The 19,287-nt window shown below is 58.2% G+C and carries 7 protein-coding genes and 8 pseudogenes; 4 read left to right on the forward strand and 11 right to left on the reverse strand.

The features are described from left to right. The 6 genes and pseudogenes from EOA78_RS37410 to EOA78_RS29235 form a co-directional block, all read right to left on the reverse strand. Positions 1 to 128 (reverse strand): annotated as a pseudogene (locus EOA78_RS37410) (LysR family transcriptional regulator); the annotation flags it as partial. Positions 129 to 437: 309 nt separating this feature from the next. After that, positions 438 to 1,498: pseudogene (locus EOA78_RS29210) on the reverse strand (IS110 family transposase). Between the two features lie 68 nt (positions 1,499 to 1,566). Beyond that, on the reverse strand, positions 1,567 to 2,019 hold the full coding sequence (locus EOA78_RS29215; protein WP_206533524.1) for an FCD domain-containing protein: 453 nt from the start codon (positions 2,017 to 2,019) through the stop codon (positions 1,567 to 1,569). After that, positions 2,004 to 2,246, reverse strand: coding sequence for a GntR family transcriptional regulator (locus tag EOA78_RS29220; protein ID WP_127318514.1), 243 nt, complete (start codon positions 2,244 to 2,246; stop codon positions 2,004 to 2,006). The genes EOA78_RS29215 and EOA78_RS29220 overlap by 16 nt, the downstream gene beginning before the upstream one ends. A 536-nt stretch (positions 2,247 to 2,782) precedes the next feature. Continuing rightward, positions 2,783 to 2,955, reverse strand: a pseudogene (locus EOA78_RS37415) (IS256 family transposase); the annotation flags it as partial. A gap of 366 nt (positions 2,956 to 3,321) precedes the next feature. Then, positions 3,322 to 3,621 (reverse strand): annotated as a pseudogene (locus tag EOA78_RS29235) (transposase); the annotation flags it as partial. A 59-nt stretch (positions 3,622 to 3,680) separates the two neighbouring features. Here EOA78_RS29235 and EOA78_RS29240 point away from each other — a divergent pair. Further along, positions 3,681 to 4,166, forward strand: a pseudogene (locus tag EOA78_RS29240) (transposase); the annotation flags it as partial. 88 nt (positions 4,167 to 4,254) lie between these two features. Here the strand turns inward: EOA78_RS29240 and EOA78_RS29245 are convergent. The 5 genes and pseudogenes from EOA78_RS29245 to EOA78_RS29260 form a co-directional block, all read right to left on the reverse strand. Continuing rightward, a pseudogene (locus EOA78_RS29245) lies at positions 4,255 to 4,488 on the reverse strand (transposase); the annotation flags it as partial. Positions 4,489 to 4,684: 196 nt separating this feature from the next. Next, positions 4,685 to 4,920 (reverse strand): annotated as a pseudogene (locus tag EOA78_RS37420) (hypothetical protein); the annotation flags it as partial. Between the two features lie 367 nt (positions 4,921 to 5,287). Next, on the reverse strand, positions 5,288 to 5,503 hold the full coding sequence (locus tag EOA78_RS37425) for a transposase (protein WP_348628507.1): 216 nt from the start codon (positions 5,501 to 5,503) through the stop codon (positions 5,288 to 5,290). Continuing rightward, a pseudogene (locus EOA78_RS29255) lies at positions 5,464 to 6,315 on the reverse strand (IS701 family transposase); the annotation flags it as partial. The pseudogene EOA78_RS29255 and the gene EOA78_RS37425, both read right to left, overlap by 40 nt. A 901-nt stretch (positions 6,316 to 7,216) precedes the next feature. Next, on the reverse strand, positions 7,217 to 7,861 hold the full coding sequence (locus EOA78_RS29260) for a 4'-phosphopantetheinyl transferase superfamily protein (protein WP_164783987.1): 645 nt from the start codon (positions 7,859 to 7,861) through the stop codon (positions 7,217 to 7,219). Positions 7,862 to 8,311: 450 nt separating this feature from the next. Here EOA78_RS29260 and EOA78_RS29265 point away from each other — a divergent pair, with 450 nt between their 5' ends. The 3 genes from EOA78_RS29265 to EOA78_RS29275 all read left to right on the forward strand — a co-directional run bounded on the left by EOA78_RS29265 (position 8,312) and on the right by EOA78_RS29275 (position 18,497). Beyond that, a complete protein-coding gene (locus EOA78_RS29265) occupies positions 8,312 to 15,379 on the forward strand; it encodes a non-ribosomal peptide synthetase/type I polyketide synthase (RefSeq protein ID WP_164783988.1) in 7,068 nt (2,355 codons plus the stop codon). Between the two features lie 215 nt (positions 15,380 to 15,594). After that, complete coding sequence (locus EOA78_RS29270) at positions 15,595 to 16,842, forward strand: acetyl-CoA carboxylase biotin carboxylase subunit family protein (RefSeq protein ID WP_127318522.1); 1,248 nt, start codon at positions 15,595 to 15,597, stop codon at positions 16,840 to 16,842. 155 nt (positions 16,843 to 16,997) lie between these two features. Then, the gene (locus EOA78_RS29275; protein WP_127318524.1) at positions 16,998 to 18,497 is read left to right on the forward strand and encodes a M81 family metallopeptidase; all 1,500 of its coding nucleotides are present in this window, start codon (positions 16,998 to 17,000) and stop codon (positions 18,495 to 18,497) included. Positions 18,498 to 19,287 lie beyond the last annotated feature (790 nt).

The following is a 19,287-nucleotide window of genomic DNA, read 5'->3' on the forward strand; positions in this document are numbered from 1 at the left end:
CCCACGCTCTCGGCAGTGCGATACAGGACTGCCAGATTGAAGCGGCCAGCAGCCATCCACTCCTCCAGCGGTCCCGTCATGCCCTCGATCATCTTAAGCGAGATCCTCGGAAGTTCGCTTCTTACTGTTGCGCCGAACCGGGCTTCAAAGTCCACGTAGCTTATATGAGGAGTGTCAAGGCTGGCTTCCCTTTTTGGATCGGTTGGTTTGCGGTATCCATGATCTGAGCCCGATTGCATGACGCGGCTCGTTCCCCGAGCCAGATCCAACTTCGCTGTTCGAAGCAGCGGCACCAACATCCCGTTTGCGGCGGACAAGGGCTCAAGAGGACGAGACCATTCTGAGACAACGATTTTTGAAGCGCCGGTTCGTCCACCTTGGATCCGCCAGGACTGATCAGGTCCTGGAAGATGGCAGAATTCGATGGGTGTGGCGCATTAGGCAACTGTCATGATCGCTCCCTCGATGACAACGCCGGCGTTGTCGTATTTCCACAGCGCCGCGAGCAGCTTGCGGGCGATCGCCACGATCATCGTCTTCTTCAGCCGGCCGTTGTTCTGCTTCACCCGCTCCTTGAACCATAGGTGAGCGCCGAGCGCGGCTGATGCGCACCCATAGCCAAGCCATCTGGACCAGCGTCGTTCGCAGCTTCGGATTGCCGGATTTCGACACCCCCTGCTCGTGATCGATCGCCCCACTCTTCCAGGGCGTCGCCGCCAGGCCCGCATAGGCGGCAAGCTGTCGCCGGTTATCGTAATGGCGGGACAAACCTTCCGACCACAAGACGGCGGTAAACTCCGGTCCGATGCCTAGGGCAAGCAGCATCGCCGGGGCGGGCGAGACGGCCTGCTCAGCAGCAAGCATGGCGTCACGCTCGACCTCGACCGCCTTGATCTGGTCGATCAGCAGCTCGAGCCGGTCGAGTTCGCGGCCAATCTGCCGCTTGAGATGGACAGGCAACGGACGACCATCGCCGGTCTTTAGTGCAAACAGCAGCCCCTTGAGGCGATTGATGTGGCGTGTGCGCTCATTCGTCAATGCTTTGCGCTCGCGTGCTATACGGCGACGATCCTCTTCCTCGGGTGTGGGAACCCGCAGCATCGCACACACGCGCGGCTCGCCCCGCTTGTAGGCGAGCAGCGCGCGCACCAGCGCCTCGCCGTCGATCTTATCGGTCTTTGCCCGCCGCCGCCTGCGCGAGGTCGCAATCGACGCCGGATCGACGACGTACCTTTCAATCCCTTCGGCCTCCAGTACCCGGTGAATCCAGAAGCCGTCGAGTCCCGCTTCTTGGATCACGATGATCGGAAAGTATGTCCCGCTTCGCGCCTCAGCCCTGCGCTTGAGCTCGGCGAACCGCGCCAGATATCTTCTCTCCGCCACCCGACAACAGCGACGTGATCAGCCATTTTGAGCGGCTCAATTCCAACGACACGAAAATTGCGCCAAGATGGGTGCGGATAGCGGTCGGTGTTTCCGGTTGGCGAGCGACTGGCATGTTTAGCCTCCAAGGTGAGATGTTTTGGCGACCTCACTTTGCCACCGCGCCGGTCGCTATCCACCTTCTCATAGGATCTGAACAGTTCGCCAGTTCGATCGTCGCCGCCGCGCACTCGTCATCTCCGAGTCCCTTCCGAAGCAGTGAATCACCGCTGCAGTCCGGTGGCGAGTGCCTTTTTTTAACAGATGGTGCGCCCGACCCAGCGAGCTTCCCAGCAGCGCCCAGCGCGCCTCCCACAACATCGGGCTGCGGCGAAGCCACAGGTTCTCGATGAAGCTGAGCAGCAGGGCCGAACCGGAGGAGCGGTAGAGCTCGAACAGGAAGCCGGTATCGGCGTGCCGCACTCCTGTCGGATCGCTGGCGAGCCGGGCGGCTTCATGCTGCGCCACGAAGGCGTCAAGCCGCTCGAACTGTGCGGGCTTCAGATGCGGCGCGGCAAGCGTCAGCGCCAGCGGCTCCAATTGCAGGCGCATCGCCGTCAGTTCGGAAAACTCGCGCCGCGTCATGCGCGGCACCACGGCCGTTCCCGATGGCTTGGCATCCAGCGCTCGCTCGTTGACCAGGCGGGTAGGGCTGCGCGTACCGGCATGGGGCTCAGCGATAATGCCGCGCAGACGCCCCCAATGGAAAACTTACTGCCCGGCGTGAAATCGCTATTGATCAGCGCGCTGCGGATGAGTCGATAAGCTTCTTCCTCCAGAGCGCCCGCGGCCGTGGTTTTGGTGCTCGCTTCGCTCTCGCCCATATGTTCTAAGCGCCTTGTGTCGTGCGGGGCTCGGCCCGCCAGCCGGCAATCGCCTCGTCAGAAACCAGACGGTGAGACTCCCGCACTGGCGCAAGGCAGAGTCACACTCCGCCCAATTCGCCACTCGGTATTGCTGCTTCGGGATGCAGTGACGGCGAGCGGCTAGCCTCGAACGGCATGGTGGAGATCCGAGATCAGGAGGACGCGGTTCCCCCATTCCATACCATTTCGGCGCCAAATCGTTCATCCGTAGAACAAAGCGTATCGACACGGATCGCCTCAGTGGCTTCCGTCGCAATGTAGTCGTACTGAGCTGGATCAGCCGACAGGGCCGTTTGGATGAAGACCGAGACGGTCCGATGCGGCGACATGACGGTAAATCGAGCCAGTTTTCAGACATATCTGACTTCTGATTTTTGGTCAGCCTGCCATTAGATTCGCCGGGCCGCTTGGACGTAGAGCAGACCATTGCCCGGTATTTGCCCTCAATCAGGATGAGTGCTCTTGTTGCCATTTGTGTTGGCCTTTCGAGGTGGCCCGCCGCGGCGCACCTTCAGGTAGGTCGCATCGATCCACAGATACGCATGAGGATCGTGCTTTCCCGACCCGCGGAGTAGAATGGGAAGGCTTGGCAGCTTTTGGAGACGCCGCTCGCGCCCATTCCCTTGATCAGGTCGTCGACCGAGCGCGTTGAGATGCCCTGCACGTAGCCTCCTGGATGGCGGTCAGCGCCTGACCTGCCACGGGTGATTTCCTCCATCTGAGATTAGAGTCCGGCCTCGATTGAAGGACGGACTGATGAAGAGAAAGCGGTTTACGGAAGAGATGGGTTGTCTAATCGCAATGGTGACGTCAAGTATCTGCACGTCCTAAGACGCGTGTGCCGGGGTGCAGGGTTGTCTTCGCGGTCAACATCGGTTGCCGCATGATGGAGCTTCGCGGGGAGAGCCTTCAATGTATTCGACGCACTCAGCTGAGCCAGCGGTGCGACCCCATCTAGCGGAATGGCTCTGTCCACGCCCCCCGGCAGGGACGTCTCGGCGCGCTCAGAGACTGAACGCGATCCTCAAAGCCGTCACGCTGTCGCTCCAGCGGTCCGGTCGAAGAACTCGCCGGTCTTGAGCATCGCATGCATTGTCACCGCCAGTTTGCGGGCTACGGCAACGGCGGCTCGTTTGAAGCCGATCCTCTCCCGGAGTTTTAGACCCCATGTTCGCAGGCTGCTGTCGGCGCAGCTGCGGATCAGGATGACCGTCGCAGCTTCGTAGAGAAGCCCTCGCAAATGACGATCGCCCCGCCGGGATATGTGGCCATCATAGTCGACCTCTCCCGATTGGTATCGTCGGGTCGTCAGGCCAAGCCAGGCGCCGACGGAAGCACCTTCGAGAAGAACGGTCCGGAGCCTTCTTGCCGATCAGGACGGACTTGCAATCGATCGTGCTTCCGATGCTGGAAGACTGGCGTGGCATTCGCATCCGCGCCGCCGAACTCGGACGCCAGTTGGTCCGGGACGCGCGGACAGGCTTGCCGCATCCTCATGTCGATTCCCGGCTTCGGTGCGATCACCGCAACCTCCTTACCACAGCCATTGAGGAGCCGGACAACTTCAGGAAATCCCGATCGGTTGGCGCGTGGATCGGCCTGACGACACGCCGCTACCAATCGGGAGAGGTCGACTATGATGGCCACATATCCCGGCGGGGCGATCGTCATTTGCGAGGGCTTCTCTACGAAGCTGCGACGGTCATTCTGACGCGCAGCTCAACCGACAGCACTCTGCGCACGTGGGGTCTGCAGCTCCGGGAGAGGATCGGCTTCAAAAGAGCTGCCGTGGCTGTGGCGCGCAAACTGGCGGTTATAATGCATACGATGCTTAAGACCGGCGAGCTCTTTAATCCGAATGCTGGAGCCGCCGCATAAATCCGGATAGCGTTCAAAACCTGAACGCTTAAGGTGTCCCTGCCGGGACGTGAGCCGAGCCATTCCGCTGATGGGGGCACCGCTGACTCAGCAAAGGGATGCGTAGCTCGACCGTGCCGGCTCGCGTCTCCAGTCCCTGTCGCGATAGCCGTTGCGCTAGACGAGCCGCTGCGGGTTCTTCTCGCCATGAGCCGCGCCGGTCGCCGCGCCCACTTCCATCTCCATCAGCCGCTCGGCGGCAAAGCCGATCATCTCGCGCAGGATATCGGCCTCGGGGGTCTTCTCCACGAGCCCGCGCAGGGTCCATCATGTCGTTGGTCATCGGTGCTTTCTTCGAATCAGGGTGTGTCAGCAACCCAACCCTACCGAAGAACATCGATGACCACCGCTACCCGCTCCCTGGCTTGCCGCGCTGTTGAGGGGCGCTCGCGAGCGGCTTCACCACCGGCGAGCTACACCTGTATGGGGCGATGATTGTCAAGCGGTTCGTTTCCTCATCTCCTCGTTCGGGCCCCGACGGACGTAATGCCAGCAATGTCATAGGTTGCATGCAGCCGGGAGCATTCGCGGATCAGGGCTTCGAGATCGGCTGTATCGACACGGATTGCCTCAATGCCTTCGGCCTCAAGATAGTCATGCCGAGCTGGATCAGCCGACAGGACAATTGGACGAAGGCCAAGTTGCAGAGCTGCTTGGACGTATAGCGGACCATTATACCTTGAACTTCAAGCAGGATGAGCGCTCTTCTTGCCATTGGCCGTTGTCTCCGACGTTGCGTGCTGTGCGGCGGTCCGAGCGTACATCGGCAAAGGCTTTTTTCAGCCGTGCCTGATCTCAGACATCGTAGTGAACGTACCATTGTCAGCGATTTGCGGTCGCAAAGATTCTGTAAATTTAAATTTAGTACTACAGTTGCGGATGTCCTCGGCGTTTGTAGTGACAGATTGCGGCCGCGGCCTGATGTCGTCGTCGCCATAGCGACCAGGCGATGATGAAGGGCTTTTGTGTCGGTGGGAAGATGAGGATCCGGGCGAGGAGATAGCGGATCTCGGGGACGCTCGGGACTAGCGCAGCCATCCGGATCAGGCGGCGATTGGCTCCTTTGGACTCGTTTCGTTCGGTTAGCTCCATGCGCTGCGGCGAAGATCAGCCGATAGCTTGGAGAGGAACGCCAGGGCGGCCATGCACAGGCTCATGTGGCGATGCCATCCGTGCCAGGACCGAGCCTCGCAATGATCAAGTCCGAGATCATCCTTGGCGCGCTCAAAGCACTCCTCGACCGCCCAGCGTAGGCCGGCTACTGCCGCCAAGGCGGATCCGGGCGGGGCGAAGACCAGATAGTAGGCTTTTTCTCCGGATGTCGATCGCTTGCGGCGGACGAGAAGCCAATGCTCGAAGCCGCCTTTTGACGTCCAAGGGCGGCGGATGCGTGCCCAGTCGTAGAGCCGAGGCCCTTTGGCGCCTTCACCTGCCGCATGACAGACCCAGTCCTCGGGCGCGAACTCGCTGGCCAGTTCCTCGGGCGAGGTTTCCTCAAACCGACGATCCCCTCCACGGCGCATGAAGTGAGCGCCTCGAACCGCCAAGACATAGGGCTGCTCGCGAGCTTTAGCATCCGGCGAAGGCTACTGTCCGCCCCGTAGACAGCGTCGCCCAGAACGTAAGCGCACGGGACGCCGGCATCGAGCGCCGCCTCGACCATGGCGCGCGCCATCTTCGGCTTGGTCGCAAACTCGACCGTCTCCGGGATCGACGCCTTGGCACATCGCGCCCGATCCTTTGTCCAGCTCTCCGGCAGATAAAGGCGACGATCGACCAGCGCTTGGCCGTAGCGGCTCGCGTAAGCCAAGAACACGCCGATCTGGCTGTTCTCGATCCGCCCCGCCGTTCCCGAGTACTGACGCGCGACACCGGCGGAACGATCGCCCTTCTTCACAAATCCCGTCTCATCGACGATCAGGACGCCATCCTCATCGCCCAACGCCTCCACCACATAATCGCGAACCTCGTCTCGGAGCCGATCCGCGTCCCAGTGGCTGCGCCCCAACAGCGACTGCATCCGATAGGGCCGCTCCGCTCCGGACTGCTCAGCCATCAGCCAGCCTGTCTTGCGCTCAATGCCGGAAAGAAGGCCGTCAAGGAAATCTGCGCCCGTCTCCCGCAGCTCACGACGAGGAAGCACCCGCCCAACCCGCGCTTTCAGCGCCGTGAGCTCCTGCTCCCCAGCCAACAACGACCCTGACCACGAAGCGACAGACATGGCCCCCTCCTCCATAACCTGTCGAAGGGAATCACAAAGTCAATTGATCCGCAACTGTAGTATTAGTTCAGGATCTGTTGCAACCGCTTTGACGACCGGCGCTGTGGCGCGGAGCGTCTCGACAAATTCGGAGGGTTGTGTTCCGGGGGCGCCGATTTGACCGGTCAGTGATCGTACCGGTAGATGGCATGTCGACGAAACCTATCGCAAGCATCGTAGCCAGTGGAAGTATTTCCATCGCCCACCGACAGCGTGGGCGACACGGTAGTTCTCGCTGGCCGAGCACTGCGGTCCGCTGGCAGCGAGGTCCTTCTTCAAGAGAGCGCCGAACCGTCATGGCCGGCCCGACCGCGTCGATGGCAGTCAGAACCAATAAGCGATTATCTCCTGCGAAACCACGAATCCTTGGCAGGATCGCTCCGGGCACCAGCTGAAGCCAATCCGGAGCCGCATCGAGCAGAGCCATCGGCGTATCAACCGCCCGCGTATGCCGATGCTCGGCTCCAGGTGGTCGCCAGCGCCGGTGCCATCTCCCAGCGATCGAGATGGTTCGCATGATACGCGAGCAGGCGACGTAGGCCTTCAATCCGAATTCGGCTCTCGCAACCTGATCCGCAGCGTGCGGTCCTGCCATGTCCCTTAATTCATTCCTTGCAAACGAGCTAATAGCCGCCGGCTTTGTTTTCCTCCGCCACTTGGGCGCTGAATAGTCCCTGCGTAGCTTAGCCGGTTGGCAGGTGCCCTCGGACACACACACTCGTCCGACACACAGGCGGTAGCCCAGCTTTTCCTAGCCGTAGTTTGGAAGGCGGCAGCACGGCATTTCGGCCAAGCGTCCAATTGTGATGGCAGGGCTGCGCATGATGATCTTTTGGGGAGCATGCGACGCTAAATGCCCTACCAACTGCCCGCAGACTGGGAGCGCGTTGAGGTAATATTGCAGCCCGCCAAATTGCACGGCCGGCTCACCCCAGCCTGTATGAAGGCCACGCGGGTCTTGGCGGAGACCAAGACCCGCGCATTTCAGTACGGCCTCTTTTCTGGTCCAGAGCTCCAGGAACTTCGGCACAGTCAACTCGCTCGGAATCTCTTCAAAAGTCCTTGCCTCTTGGTCGGTCATAATGTGGCAAGCCAATTGCAGGCAATTTGCCAGGGGGCGCCAACGCTCAATATCTATCCCGACGAAGCCGGTGGCTGATACGGCGACGGCGGACCAGTCATGGCTATGAGACTGACTCACTTCAATGTTGTGTGCCGGTAACAGGGGCTTGCCGAACCGCGAAACGGTTATCTGGAGATCTCTCGGCGGAACATGTAAGTGCGCAGCAAGGATAGTTCGAAAAGCAAACTTTGCCTGAAGATACGAAAGGCGCAGGTCTGAGTGACGGATTTTTTCTGCCCGTTCCCGCTCAGCCGGACATAGCACTTCGCGCATGTGCAACGTCGGGATCGTCAGCTGTGCATGCCGGAAAACCCAAACGTCGATTGTGCCCGTCTGCCTATTCGAGTGCATGCATCACAGCGTGCTCCACCACACGCCCTTGCCTGATCAGCACGACGGTCAAATCATTTTGACGCTTTGGCCGTTCACACCCTTTAGCTGCCTTAGTGGCGTGGGTCGTCGTTGCTGACTATTCTAGGTCTGCTTCTACGCTGCCGACGGCTCGCGATGTGTAAAGATATATGAAACCACTTGAACGAGCGCGAAACGGGTTGATAATCCTAGGGTCCTCGTTGCAATGGCATCTGCTTCTTATTTCGGGTGAATATGTATTCCGTAATACGACAGGTTCATATAAACGACACGTTAATTCTCCGAAAATTCAAACCGTTTCCAAGAGAAGATGGCTAGGTTCTCCCCACAATTATGTGGCTGGAGAAAGCAATGGATTATGCTACGCGTCCGCTGTCGCATGCCCAGATGGGCCTTTGGCTGCATCATCAAAAACGACCGACCGGTAGCGAATACAATCTGCCAGTCGAGCTGCGCATAAAGGCATCGTTCGACGTTGATGCCTTGCGGCGCGCGCTCCAATCATTGATCGACCGCCATGAGATGCTGCGCACGACCTTTCACCGGGAAGGCGAGCAGATCGTTCAGCGCGTTCATGAGACAGCCCTTCTGAGTTTTGATGTCGTTCGGCTACAAGGTCTCGAAGAGGCGGACTTCCATCACTCCATCGCAGCGGAAGCTCGCTCGCCTTTCGATCTGGAACGTGGGCCGGTCTTTCGCGCTCACCTGTTCATCGGCAGTGGCACAGAAGAGGTTCTTCTCCTCAATTTCCATCACATAATTTCCGACGGCTACAGCATACGCACCTTCCTCCACAAGTTCGGCGGGCTATACCAGGCGTTCTGCGGCGACATGAATATGCCGGATCTGACAACGGCGGCTTCTTACGGGGACTTCGTAGCCTGGCAAGAGCGCCTCCTGGCCGGCGACGACGGAGAACGCATGTGGGCCTACTGGCGCAGCCAGTTTGTTGAACATGAACCTGACTTGGCCCTTCCGACCGACAGACCACGAGCTGCACTTGCCACGCACACCGGGTCAGTTATCTCCGTGAATATCGAGATGCCGCTGGTCGCGCGCTTGGAGGGACTAGCGCACAAAGAAAAAGTGACGCTCGCCACCGTTCTGCTTGCTGCCTATTACGTTCTGCTGCATCGTTATGGCGACCAGGACGACATCACCCTTTACGTGCCGCGCCTCGGCCGTCCGGCAGGAAATTTTTCGGGGACCTTCGGCTACTTTGTGACCCTGGCGGCCCTACGGCAGGATCTTTCCGGAAATCCCATTTTCCTCGACCATTTGCAGCGAGTGCGTCAGCTCATGCGCGGCGCGCGCAGTCACGAGTATTTTCCTCTTCCCCTGCTGCTGGAGAAGCTCAAGCTCCCCCCTACACCTGATCGCAATCCGCTCGCACAAGCAGTTTTCAACTTCACGCCGGAGGCGGTGAGTTCTCTTGGCTTCACGCCATGCGACATCGACCTCTCCGGCTTGCCCGCGCAAATCCGATTTTGCGAGACCGACGTCTGGATCGATCTTGATTTTCGAATTCTGGCCAGCAAAGAAAGTACCCGCCTCTACGTCGTATACAATGCGGATTTGTGGGATCGCAGCAGCATCGAACGGCTAGCAAAGCACTATCATTTGTTGCTTGAGGCGATTGCAGATGCGCCAGCGCGACGGATCGGCGACTATGGTCTTCTGACGCCAGAGGAGGAGCACCAGCTCCTGCATGATTTTAACGACACAGCTGCACGTTTTCCGTCCGACACTTGCCTGCACAACCTGATCGAAGCACAGGCTGCCGCTTACCCGGATAATATCGCGGTCAGCTGCCCATTGGAGGCACTCAGCTATGCCGTACTTGAGCAAAGGGCAAACAGGCTTGCCCATCATCTGATTTCAAAAGGTGTCCGCCTTGGAGACGTGGTCGGCGTTCTCGTTGAGCGTTCGTGCGATCTCATCATCGGCTTTCTAGCGGTCTTGAAAGCGGGGGCCGTCTATCTTCCTCTCGATCCGCGACTCCCGCCGCAGCGCCAGCGCTTCATGGTGCGGGACGCTGACGCCACTGCAGTGATCAGCAAAGCAGAGCTTACAGAACAGGCGTTCGGCGGAGCCCTATCCAGGCTAAAAATTGAAGCTGCGAATGGATGCGCGGTGGTTCTCCTCGACAAGGACGGTACCGAAATTGCTCAACATGAAATCACGCCTCCGCACTGCCCCGCCGGTCCCTCCGATTTGGCCTACGTAATGTATACGTCTGGTTCCACGGGTAAGCCGAAAGGCGTGAGGATTGAACATCGCAGCGCCTGCAACATGGCGGAGGACCTAAAGCGCACTTATCAGTTGGGGCCGGATAGCCGAGTATTGCAGTTCGCTTCCTGCGGATTTGATGCATCCCTGTTTGATTTCATGCTGGCCTTATCTTCTGGTGGTCGATTGTGCCTCGCGCCCCCATCAGCGTCGCTGCCCGGAGCAGAGCTTGTCGAGTTCATGCGCCGTGAGCGCATTACCGCTGCCGGTCTTACGCCGACAGCGTGGACCTCCTTGCCGTCGACTGATCTTCCTGATCTCACCGTGATCAAGTCAGGTGGAGAGCCCTTGCCGTCGAGCCTCATTGAGCGATGGGGGCAGAACCGCCGCATCTTCAATTCCTATGGGCCTACCGAAACGACCGTCTATTGCATAAGGACCGAGGTGACCGCCGACGGGCGAAGGCCACCCATTGGGCGCCCCGCCATCAATTGCAAGGCTTACATCCTCGATCGCTATGGCAATCCGGCACCGGTCGGCGCAATCGGTGAGCTTTACATTGGGGGCGTCGGCATAGCCCGTGGCTACATCAATCGCGATAAACTCACGGGCGAGCTTTTTCGGCCAAACCCGTTCGACGATGAGCCGCAATCCAGGCTCTACAGGACTGGGGATCGGGCCCGATATCGGGCAGATGGCACGATTGAGTTCCTGGGCCGAAAGGACGGACAGATCAAGATCCGCGGCATGCGGGTTGAGCTTGCCGAAATTGAGCAGTGTCTGATGGAGCACGAAAACGTCAGAGCGTGCTGCGTCACGCTGAGAGACCGATTCGACGATAATGCGAGCTTAACAGCGTACGTGGTGAGACGACCGGAAAGTTCGGAGGATATCGATGAACTTCAGGCTTTCCTGCGCGCCGCGCTGCCTGGCTACATGGTTCCATCACAGTTCGTGTTCCTCCCTCAGCTACCAACCAATCGTAGCGGCAAGATCGATCGGCGCGCTCTTCCCGAGCCGAGAAACGCATCGAAATTAAAGGCCGTAACATTACCGACCGATGGGTTGCAGACGGAAGTGGCTGAGATCTGGAAGGACGTCCTGAAGCTGGACTCGGTTGGCGTTGAAGACAATTTCTTCGATGTTGGCGGACATTCCCTGGCCATTGTTCAGGTTCAGGCGCGTGTCCACGATCGTTTGGGCATTGATTGCAAGATTCTGGATCTATTCGAGCACCCCACCATAAGAACGCTCGCAGCGCACTTGGCCGCAATTTCCGACGCCCCTCGCCCCACTCAGTATCATAAGAAACCAATTGGCGTGGGCGCAAGCGAAAGCAAGCTCGAACAGAACGGCAATGCCGTCGCGATCATCGGCATGGCGGGCAGGTTCCCGGGAGCGGAAAACGTCGATCAATTCTGGAAGAATCTGGTCGATGGCATAGAGTCCATCGCAGACTTGGATGAACAGACATTGCGAGAATCTGGCGTTGATCCGAATACCTTTGGCAAGCCTAATTATGTGAGGCGCGAAGCCGTTATCAGCGGAGTTGATCTGTTTGATGCAGCGTTTTTCGGTTTCTCGCCTAAGGAAGCAGCGTGGATGGACCCGCAACAGCGGATCCTGCTGGAAACGGCGTATCAGGCGCTCGACCATGCGGGATACGGATCGCGCGAGAACGCAGAAGGCCGAGTCGGTGTCTTTGCCGGCGTGGGGGCCAACCACTATCTCGCTGAACGAGAAGCAGGCCGCGACCTGCTGGATTCAGAGAAGTTGCAGATCCGCATTCTTAATGGCCACGATTTCACCGCGACACGCATCGCCTATAAGCTCAATCTGACCGGCCCTACCGTGTCAGTTCAGACGGCATGCTCCACTTCGCTAGTTGCTGTCCACCTCGCTTGCCAGAGCCTGCGCAGCAATGAGTGCGACATGGCGCTGGCCGGCGGTGCATCAATTTCCCTGCCCCATGGAAAAGGCTATCTCCATCAGCAAGGCCACATCTTTTCTCCTGACGGCCACTGCCGTGCGTTCGATGCTAAAGCACAAGGAACGGTGAGAGGCAGTGGAGCTGGGGTCGTCGTTCTCAAGCGACTGAGCGACGCCTGTAGAGACGGCGACCATATCTGGGCAGTCATAAAGGGGACCGCCGTCAACAATGATGGCGGCGCCAAGGTAGGCTTCACCGCCCCCAGCGCCGACGGACAGGCTGCAGTGATTCAAGCTGCCCTCACCGATGCTGACGTCTCTGCCGACACCCTTGGTTATGTGGAGGCGCATGGTACGGGAACCTATCTTGGAGATCCCATCGAAATCTCCGGCCTGACCAAGGCCTTCCGTTCCCACACCGCCAAGAAACAATTTTGCGCAATAGGTTCGGTGAAGACAAATATCGGCCATCTCGACGCCGCAGCGGGTGTAACGGGATTGATCAAGCTCGCCACAATGCTGAACAAGGGCGTCCTCCCCGCTAGCCTGCATCTCGATGAGCCCAACCCAAATATCGACTTTCAGGAGAGCCCGGTGTTCGTAAACAAGACCTGCACCGCTTGGCCCAAGGGCGGCGGGCCAAGGCGCGGTGGGGTCAGCTCATTTGGCATCGGTGGCACGAATGCGCACGCGATTATCGAGGAGGCTCCGGCGCGGAACGATGAACAAGGCGGCCGTAGGCTGCACGTGTTTCCAGTATCGGGTGCGAGCGGGTCTGCACTAACCGAAATGCTCCGGCAACTGGCCGGTTTTATGCGCCGAAGCGATGTTCGGCACGGCGCAGCAAATATCGCATACACCCTGCAAAAGGGTCGAGCCGCTCTCAGATATCGCACAAGTTTCATCGGATCCGATCCGTTGGAACTGGCTGACCAACTCGATCAGGCAGCATTGCAGGCGGGTGCATCGCGAGAGGTCTCAAGCAGTGAACACCGCATCGTCTTCATGTTCTCCGGCCAGGGCGGGCAACAGATCGGAATGGGTCGGGAGCTTTATGAAGAAGAGCCGGTATTCCGCAACGCCATCGATGAATGCGCAAAGTGGCTTGACGATCTCGCACATATTGATTTCCGCCCCCTGCTCTACTGCGAAGGCAAATCTGATGGCGAGCTTGAGTCTCGGCTGAAAGCCGTCATACAGCCTGTCATCTTTGCTACGCAATATGCAATGACGAAGCTCTTCATGTCGTGGGGCATTATCCCTGCAGCTGTGATCGGCCACAGCATCGGCGAATATGCAGCTGCTCATTTTGCGGGCATCATCTCGTTACCCGATGCTATTCGACTGACGTTGATAAGAGGACAGTTAACGTCGCGTGTGCCTGCCGGCGGGATTGTTGCAGTCAGCCTGTCGCCGGAAGAGCTCCAGCCCTATTGGAACGAACGCCTTTCATTGGCAGCAATAAATGGTCCACGTCAGTGCGTCGTTTCGGGGGCCGCATCCGAGATCGAAGCGTTTCATGAGCGATTGGAGGCGAGATCGATTGGGAGTAAACGAATACGTGCAAGTCATGCCGTGCATTCATCCCTACTCGATCCAATCCTGCCGGAGTTTAAGATTGATGCAGAACAAGTCGATTTGCACGCGCCGCAAATGCCTTTCATGTCAACGGTGCTCGGTGACTGGCTTGAGCCGAACGTGCGGCTCAATAGCAGCTATTGGGTCCGCAACCTGCGAGAGACGGTGCAATTCCATCAGGCCTTCGATCGGCTAGTGCAATCGGGCCACGAGTGGTTCATTGAGATGGGGCCTGGCGCAGCCCTGACGGGACATTCCAAGCGGTTTAAGTCAAAGATCAACCTGCGCAGCCCCATCGCCTTTGCGGCCTTGCCAGGAGGCGATCATGGGCAAGGCGATCGCCTGAAACTGTTACAGACATTGGGCAAGCTTTGGACTTGCGGCGTTCGCACAGATTGGTCTGGCCTGCACGATCATAAGCCCCCGCAGCGTATCCCCCTCCCGCCTTATCCTTTTGATCGCAAGTGTTACTGGCTCGATGCGGTCGTCACCAAGGGGCAGGAACAAAATGCCGATTTGAATCAGCCTAATATTACAGCCGTATCCGTCGATTCCCCGCCTGGAAACGAAGAATCACGCAGCCCGATTGTGGCTCAGATGTCTGGAGAGCCAGCTTTCGACCGCCAAATTGCGGCGGTCTATCGGGACATTTTGGGCTTGGATGACGTTGCCTTGACCGACAGCTTCTTTGATCTTGGTGGCGATTCGTTGAGCGCCTTAAGCGTCATCGATCGCATCGAGCAGCTCACAGGAGAGAGATTGGCTGTCTCCCTGCTGCTTGAACACCAGACACCAAGTGGGCTCGCCATGGCCCTATCGAAGACAGGAAGAGGCGCGCGTCCGAACGCATTGGTGCCGATACAAACCGGCGGTTCACGGACGCCTCTGTTTTGCCCCCACCCTTTTGGCGGACATGTAGTCCTATATACGCCTCTTGCTAAGGCACTTGGCACGGACCAGCCGCTATTCGGCCTGCAGGCGCGCGGTCTGAATGGTGAGGCAAGACCTCACCTGAGCATTCCGGAGATGGCGCGGGAATATTTAGAGGCTATCAAGAGCGTTCAACCGCGCGGCCCTTATCAGCTCGCCGGGTTGTCCATGGGCGGTAGCATTGCTTGGGAAATGGCCTGTCAATTGCACGATGCTGGTGACGAGGTAGCAGTAGTTGGGCTGCTCGATGCCAAAGCGCTTCACAAGGATGAAGAGCACACAGACCGGTATCACCGCCTGCTCGGCAACCGCCGTATTCCGCACTGGCTTAGCGAGCAAGCGGTCATATTGAGCGTCCTTTTTCCCGCGCTGAAGAAACATTGGCGAAAGCTGAATTCCATCAAACGTGAGTGTCATGCCACGGCATTGCTGGATTTCGGAATGCAAGCAGGCAACGTACCCGACATGGGCGAAACGCAGCTCAATAATATCCTGGCAGTTGCCGAGGCAAATAAAATTGCGCTCCGTGAATATACGCCTCGGCTCAACGACAGCAGGTCCGTTCTTTTTGCAGCCAAGAAGGGTCTGCGCACATCCACTAATGAACCTGCTGGCGATCTTGGGTGGAAGCAATTCGCGCGGGCGCGCCTGGAAATTCATGAGGTGCCAGGTGACCATTACACGATGGTCGCTCCGCCTCATGTGCGCGTCCTAGCAACGAAGCTCAAAGATTATCTCAATCGAAACGACTAAGCGACGGCACCAGCATCGGATCGCAAAAGTCGGACAAGGGCCGATGACTAATCTGTTGCAACAGATCCTTAAAGTAAGTTTACAGAATCTTTGCGACCGCAAATCGCTGACGATGGTACGTTCACTACTAGGTCTGAGATCAGGCACGCTGAAAAAGCTTTCGCCGATGTGCGCTCGGACCGCAGCACAGCACGCAACCTCGGAGTCAACGGTCAATGGCAAGAAGAGCACTCATCCTGCTTGAAGGTTCAAGGTATAACGGTCCACTATACGTCCAAGCGGCTCGGCATTCTGGTCTTCATCCAATTACGCTGTCGGCTGATCCAGCTCGGTACGGCTATCTTGCGGCGGATGACGTTGAGGCAATCCGTGTCGATACAGACAATCTGGATGCGCTGATCCGCGAATGTTCTCGGCTACGTGCGATTTATGACATTGCTGGCATTACGTGCGCCGGGGACCCGTTCTACGCGACAGTTGGCATGCTCTGCCGCTATTTCGATTTGCCGGGACCGAACCCCACATCCATTGAACGATGCTGCAACAAATTCACTCAACGTCAGCTTCTCGCGGAGGCCGGTGTTGCAATACCTATTTATCGCTTGGCAGCGGATGCGACGGAGGTGGAAAGTTCTGCTGCGGAGATCGGCCTGCCGGTGGTTCTTAAACCAGCGGTAGGTGCCGGCAGCAGAGGTGTCCGATTGTGCCGCAACCTCGATGAGGTAGCCGAACATACGACCTATCTGTTGGGCGGGCAGCACATTTGGCGGTCCTCGCCGAGGATACTGGTCGAAGAATTCGTACAAGGACCCCTTTATTGGGCCGACATCATGGGAGATCAGATCATTGGAATTGGGACCGCTGACTCCGGCCCCTTACCGCATTTTGTCGGTCGGGAGTGGACCTTTCCGGCCCCGCTGACTGATGACGAGCATAAGCGCATCACCGATGTCTCGCTGAGCTGTTTGCGAGCTCTCGGCCTTGGTTGGGGGCCAACGGGCATTGAATTCCGGTGGACGAAGCGTGGCCCAGTCGTCATTGAAGTCAATCCGCGGCTTCATGGCACGCCCACTCCCCAACTGACTCAGTTGGCTTACGGTGTCGATCTCATCGCCGAGCACATCAAGCTAGTCATCGGCGACGAATGGGATTTGCACAGAAGGCACTCGCAGACTGCGGCCGCGCGGTTCCTCGTTCCTGATCGCGATGGCACCCTCGATTGGATCGGCGGCGACAGTCGAGCGGCTGCCATACCAGGTGTAGCCGAGGTCAAATTCTATGTTGAACCCAAGACGCCAATCGTCAGGAAAGGCGATCTCCGAGACTGGATCGGATATGTCATCGCCGCTTCACCCAGCCGTGCTCAGACAGAGGCGATACTTCAGCGTGCCGTCGACTTAATCGATTGGTCGATTACACCATTTGCGACCCCTGGCGAACAGGAGCGTCCTGCGGGCCCTTAAGAACTCAAGCACTTGTCCCCGGCGCACCCTGTTGCGGGTCACCACCCGCCCAGTCTTATCGCACTTGCACTTGGTGTCCTTGGACGCTGACCCACTAAAGTAGCCGCGAAGTCCCTGGTGATCAAAGCCTGACGTTCAGGAGGAAATATAAGATTATGAAGCGCATAGCAGTCGGACGCCTGTTTCATGAATCGCACGGGTATGCGCCTGCGACAGCGGCGGCAGATATTACGGTTGTTCGCGGCGAAACTGTGATCGAGGCGGCCAAGGGAAATGGCACCACGCTCGGTGGGATTGTCGACGCCTTGATCGCACGCGCTAATATTGAAATCCTTCCCGTTTCAGATTCGATGGTCGCCCCGAGCGGGGCCATCGATCATGATTTCTACATTGAGCAACGCCAGTTCTGGGGCGAGGAACTCAAGAAGCTCGCGCCCGATGCGATTGTCCTCGACCTGCATGGGTCGATGTCCACGACTGAGTTCGAAGATGCGGAAGGTGATTTCCTCTCCTACATTCGCTGCGCCATCGGCGGAAACGCAGTCATCGGAGTTGGTCTCGACCTTCATGCCAATATCACGCCGCAGATGTTGAAGGCAGCCGACATCTGCATCGCCTGCAAGAACAATCCCCATGACGATTACTACGACAATGGCAAGAAGGTCGTCAGATTGGTTTTCGATGTCCTCGAAGGCCGTCTGCGCCCGGTCTATACCTTCGCGAAAACCCGAATGATTGCCCCAGGCAGGCTCGAAACTCATCTCAGCCCACTTAAGGAAATGCACGCACGTGCCCGTGCGCTCGAGAAGTCGGAAGCGCCAGTGGTGGACCTTAGCATCTACAACGCCTATCGCTTTGCGGATCTAACGGACATGGGTCAGGCCGCTGTGATACTGAGCAACGGGCCATATGCGCAAGCAAAGGCAATCGTGGAGGATTACGCCCAGGAGTTCTGGGATCTGCGCGAGTGCTTCAAGGATGAAACCGTGACGATCGCAGAGGCCCTGGATGCGACTGCGAAGGACAAGAGCGGCATTACCAAGGCGCTTGCCGATCTTGGTGACCGGACGCTGGCCGGCGCGCCGGGGGACAGCACCTTGATCCTGAAGGCCGCACTGAACCATCCTGTGAAGCTCCAGGGCGCAATGACGGTCAATGATCCGGAAACCGTCGCCCAGGCACATGCCGCCGGAGTCGGTGCAAAAATCAAGATGCGTCTAGGCGGCAAGATGACCCCGCTTTTTCTGCCCTTCGAGGTCGAAGGCGTGGTCAAGCTGCTCAACAACAAGGATATCAAACTCATCGGACCCAATTTTGCCAGCGAATCCGCTTCCATGGGAAAGACGGCCCTCATCGAGATTGACAGCCGTTTCCTTGTTATCGCCACGTCAAAGCCAGGATTCATCGTCGATCGGGCCATTTTCGAATCCCACGGCATCAAGATCAGCGAGCAGGACTTTGTCGTCATGAAGTCGCAGTTCCACTTCAATCGCAATTTCGAGGGCGTTGCAGCGACTATCTATGTTGCAAGCGCGGGCCTCTCCTATTTCGTCCCAGGTGCTTTCCCAAAAAAACGCGCACGGGTCTGGCCGGACACCAATGTGGGAGACGCGCCCATTGTCGTGGCTCAAGTAGTGGAGCGTTTTGCCGCATAGGGCATTCTCGGGGCCCCGAGCTTCTTTCAGGCAATTGCTCTGTGCGATCAGTCTCTCTGTGCGGCAGAGGATCTCCGGATGGTCGCTCTTCTTCACGAGCAGCTCAGCAACGTAAAAAAAATTTAAACAATATCTCGCAATAAGTCGCATGGTACCGCTGTAGTGATATTTTTACCCCCGGATGTGCAGATCATAAGGTGGATGATGAATGACTATGCTGGCTGAGAGTGGCGATCTATGACATTGCTTGGGCTGCCTTCGATGTCTTGGGGGTCGGGCCGCCATTACCCATCCGCGCTCGCCGCTCCGCCGTCGCCAAATCACGGCGCCCAGCCAGCCAGAACTCGCCCCTCTCGGCGGGTTCGAGAGCGCCGACAGGGTCTTCATCGGCGCCAATTGGTCGCACGTCTTTCGCGGTCTTTATCGCCGCTTTGTTCGACTTCGGGCAGATGTTCGGGAAGCACGGGCTCTGGGCCGCCTTTCACATCCTTCTGCTCGTGGGGGGTAAGCCTGCTGTCGATCATGCGTCGCCGTGTTCGCACCGCCTTCGTGGAATGACCGTCGATCGGCTAACTCTCCAGTCAAGGCTGAAGGCGAGAGGGAGCAACTGCTTGGAGCGAGCGTGCAAAGCAGGTGGATTGGCTGATGCTGCATAGGGCCATCAGTATTCTCACGCGGCATGGAAACACCGGAAGGGGAAACCGTCTACGATGCAATCCGCAGAAACTCGGTTTACGGTCGACGAAGCCATCGCGCATGAGCAGCGCGTCTATGAGGGCTCAAACCCGAC

This window comes from Mesorhizobium sp. M5C.F.Cr.IN.023.01.1.1 (assembly GCF_003997585.1).
Lineage (GTDB): Bacteria > Pseudomonadota > Alphaproteobacteria > Rhizobiales > Rhizobiaceae > Mesorhizobium > Mesorhizobium wenxiniae.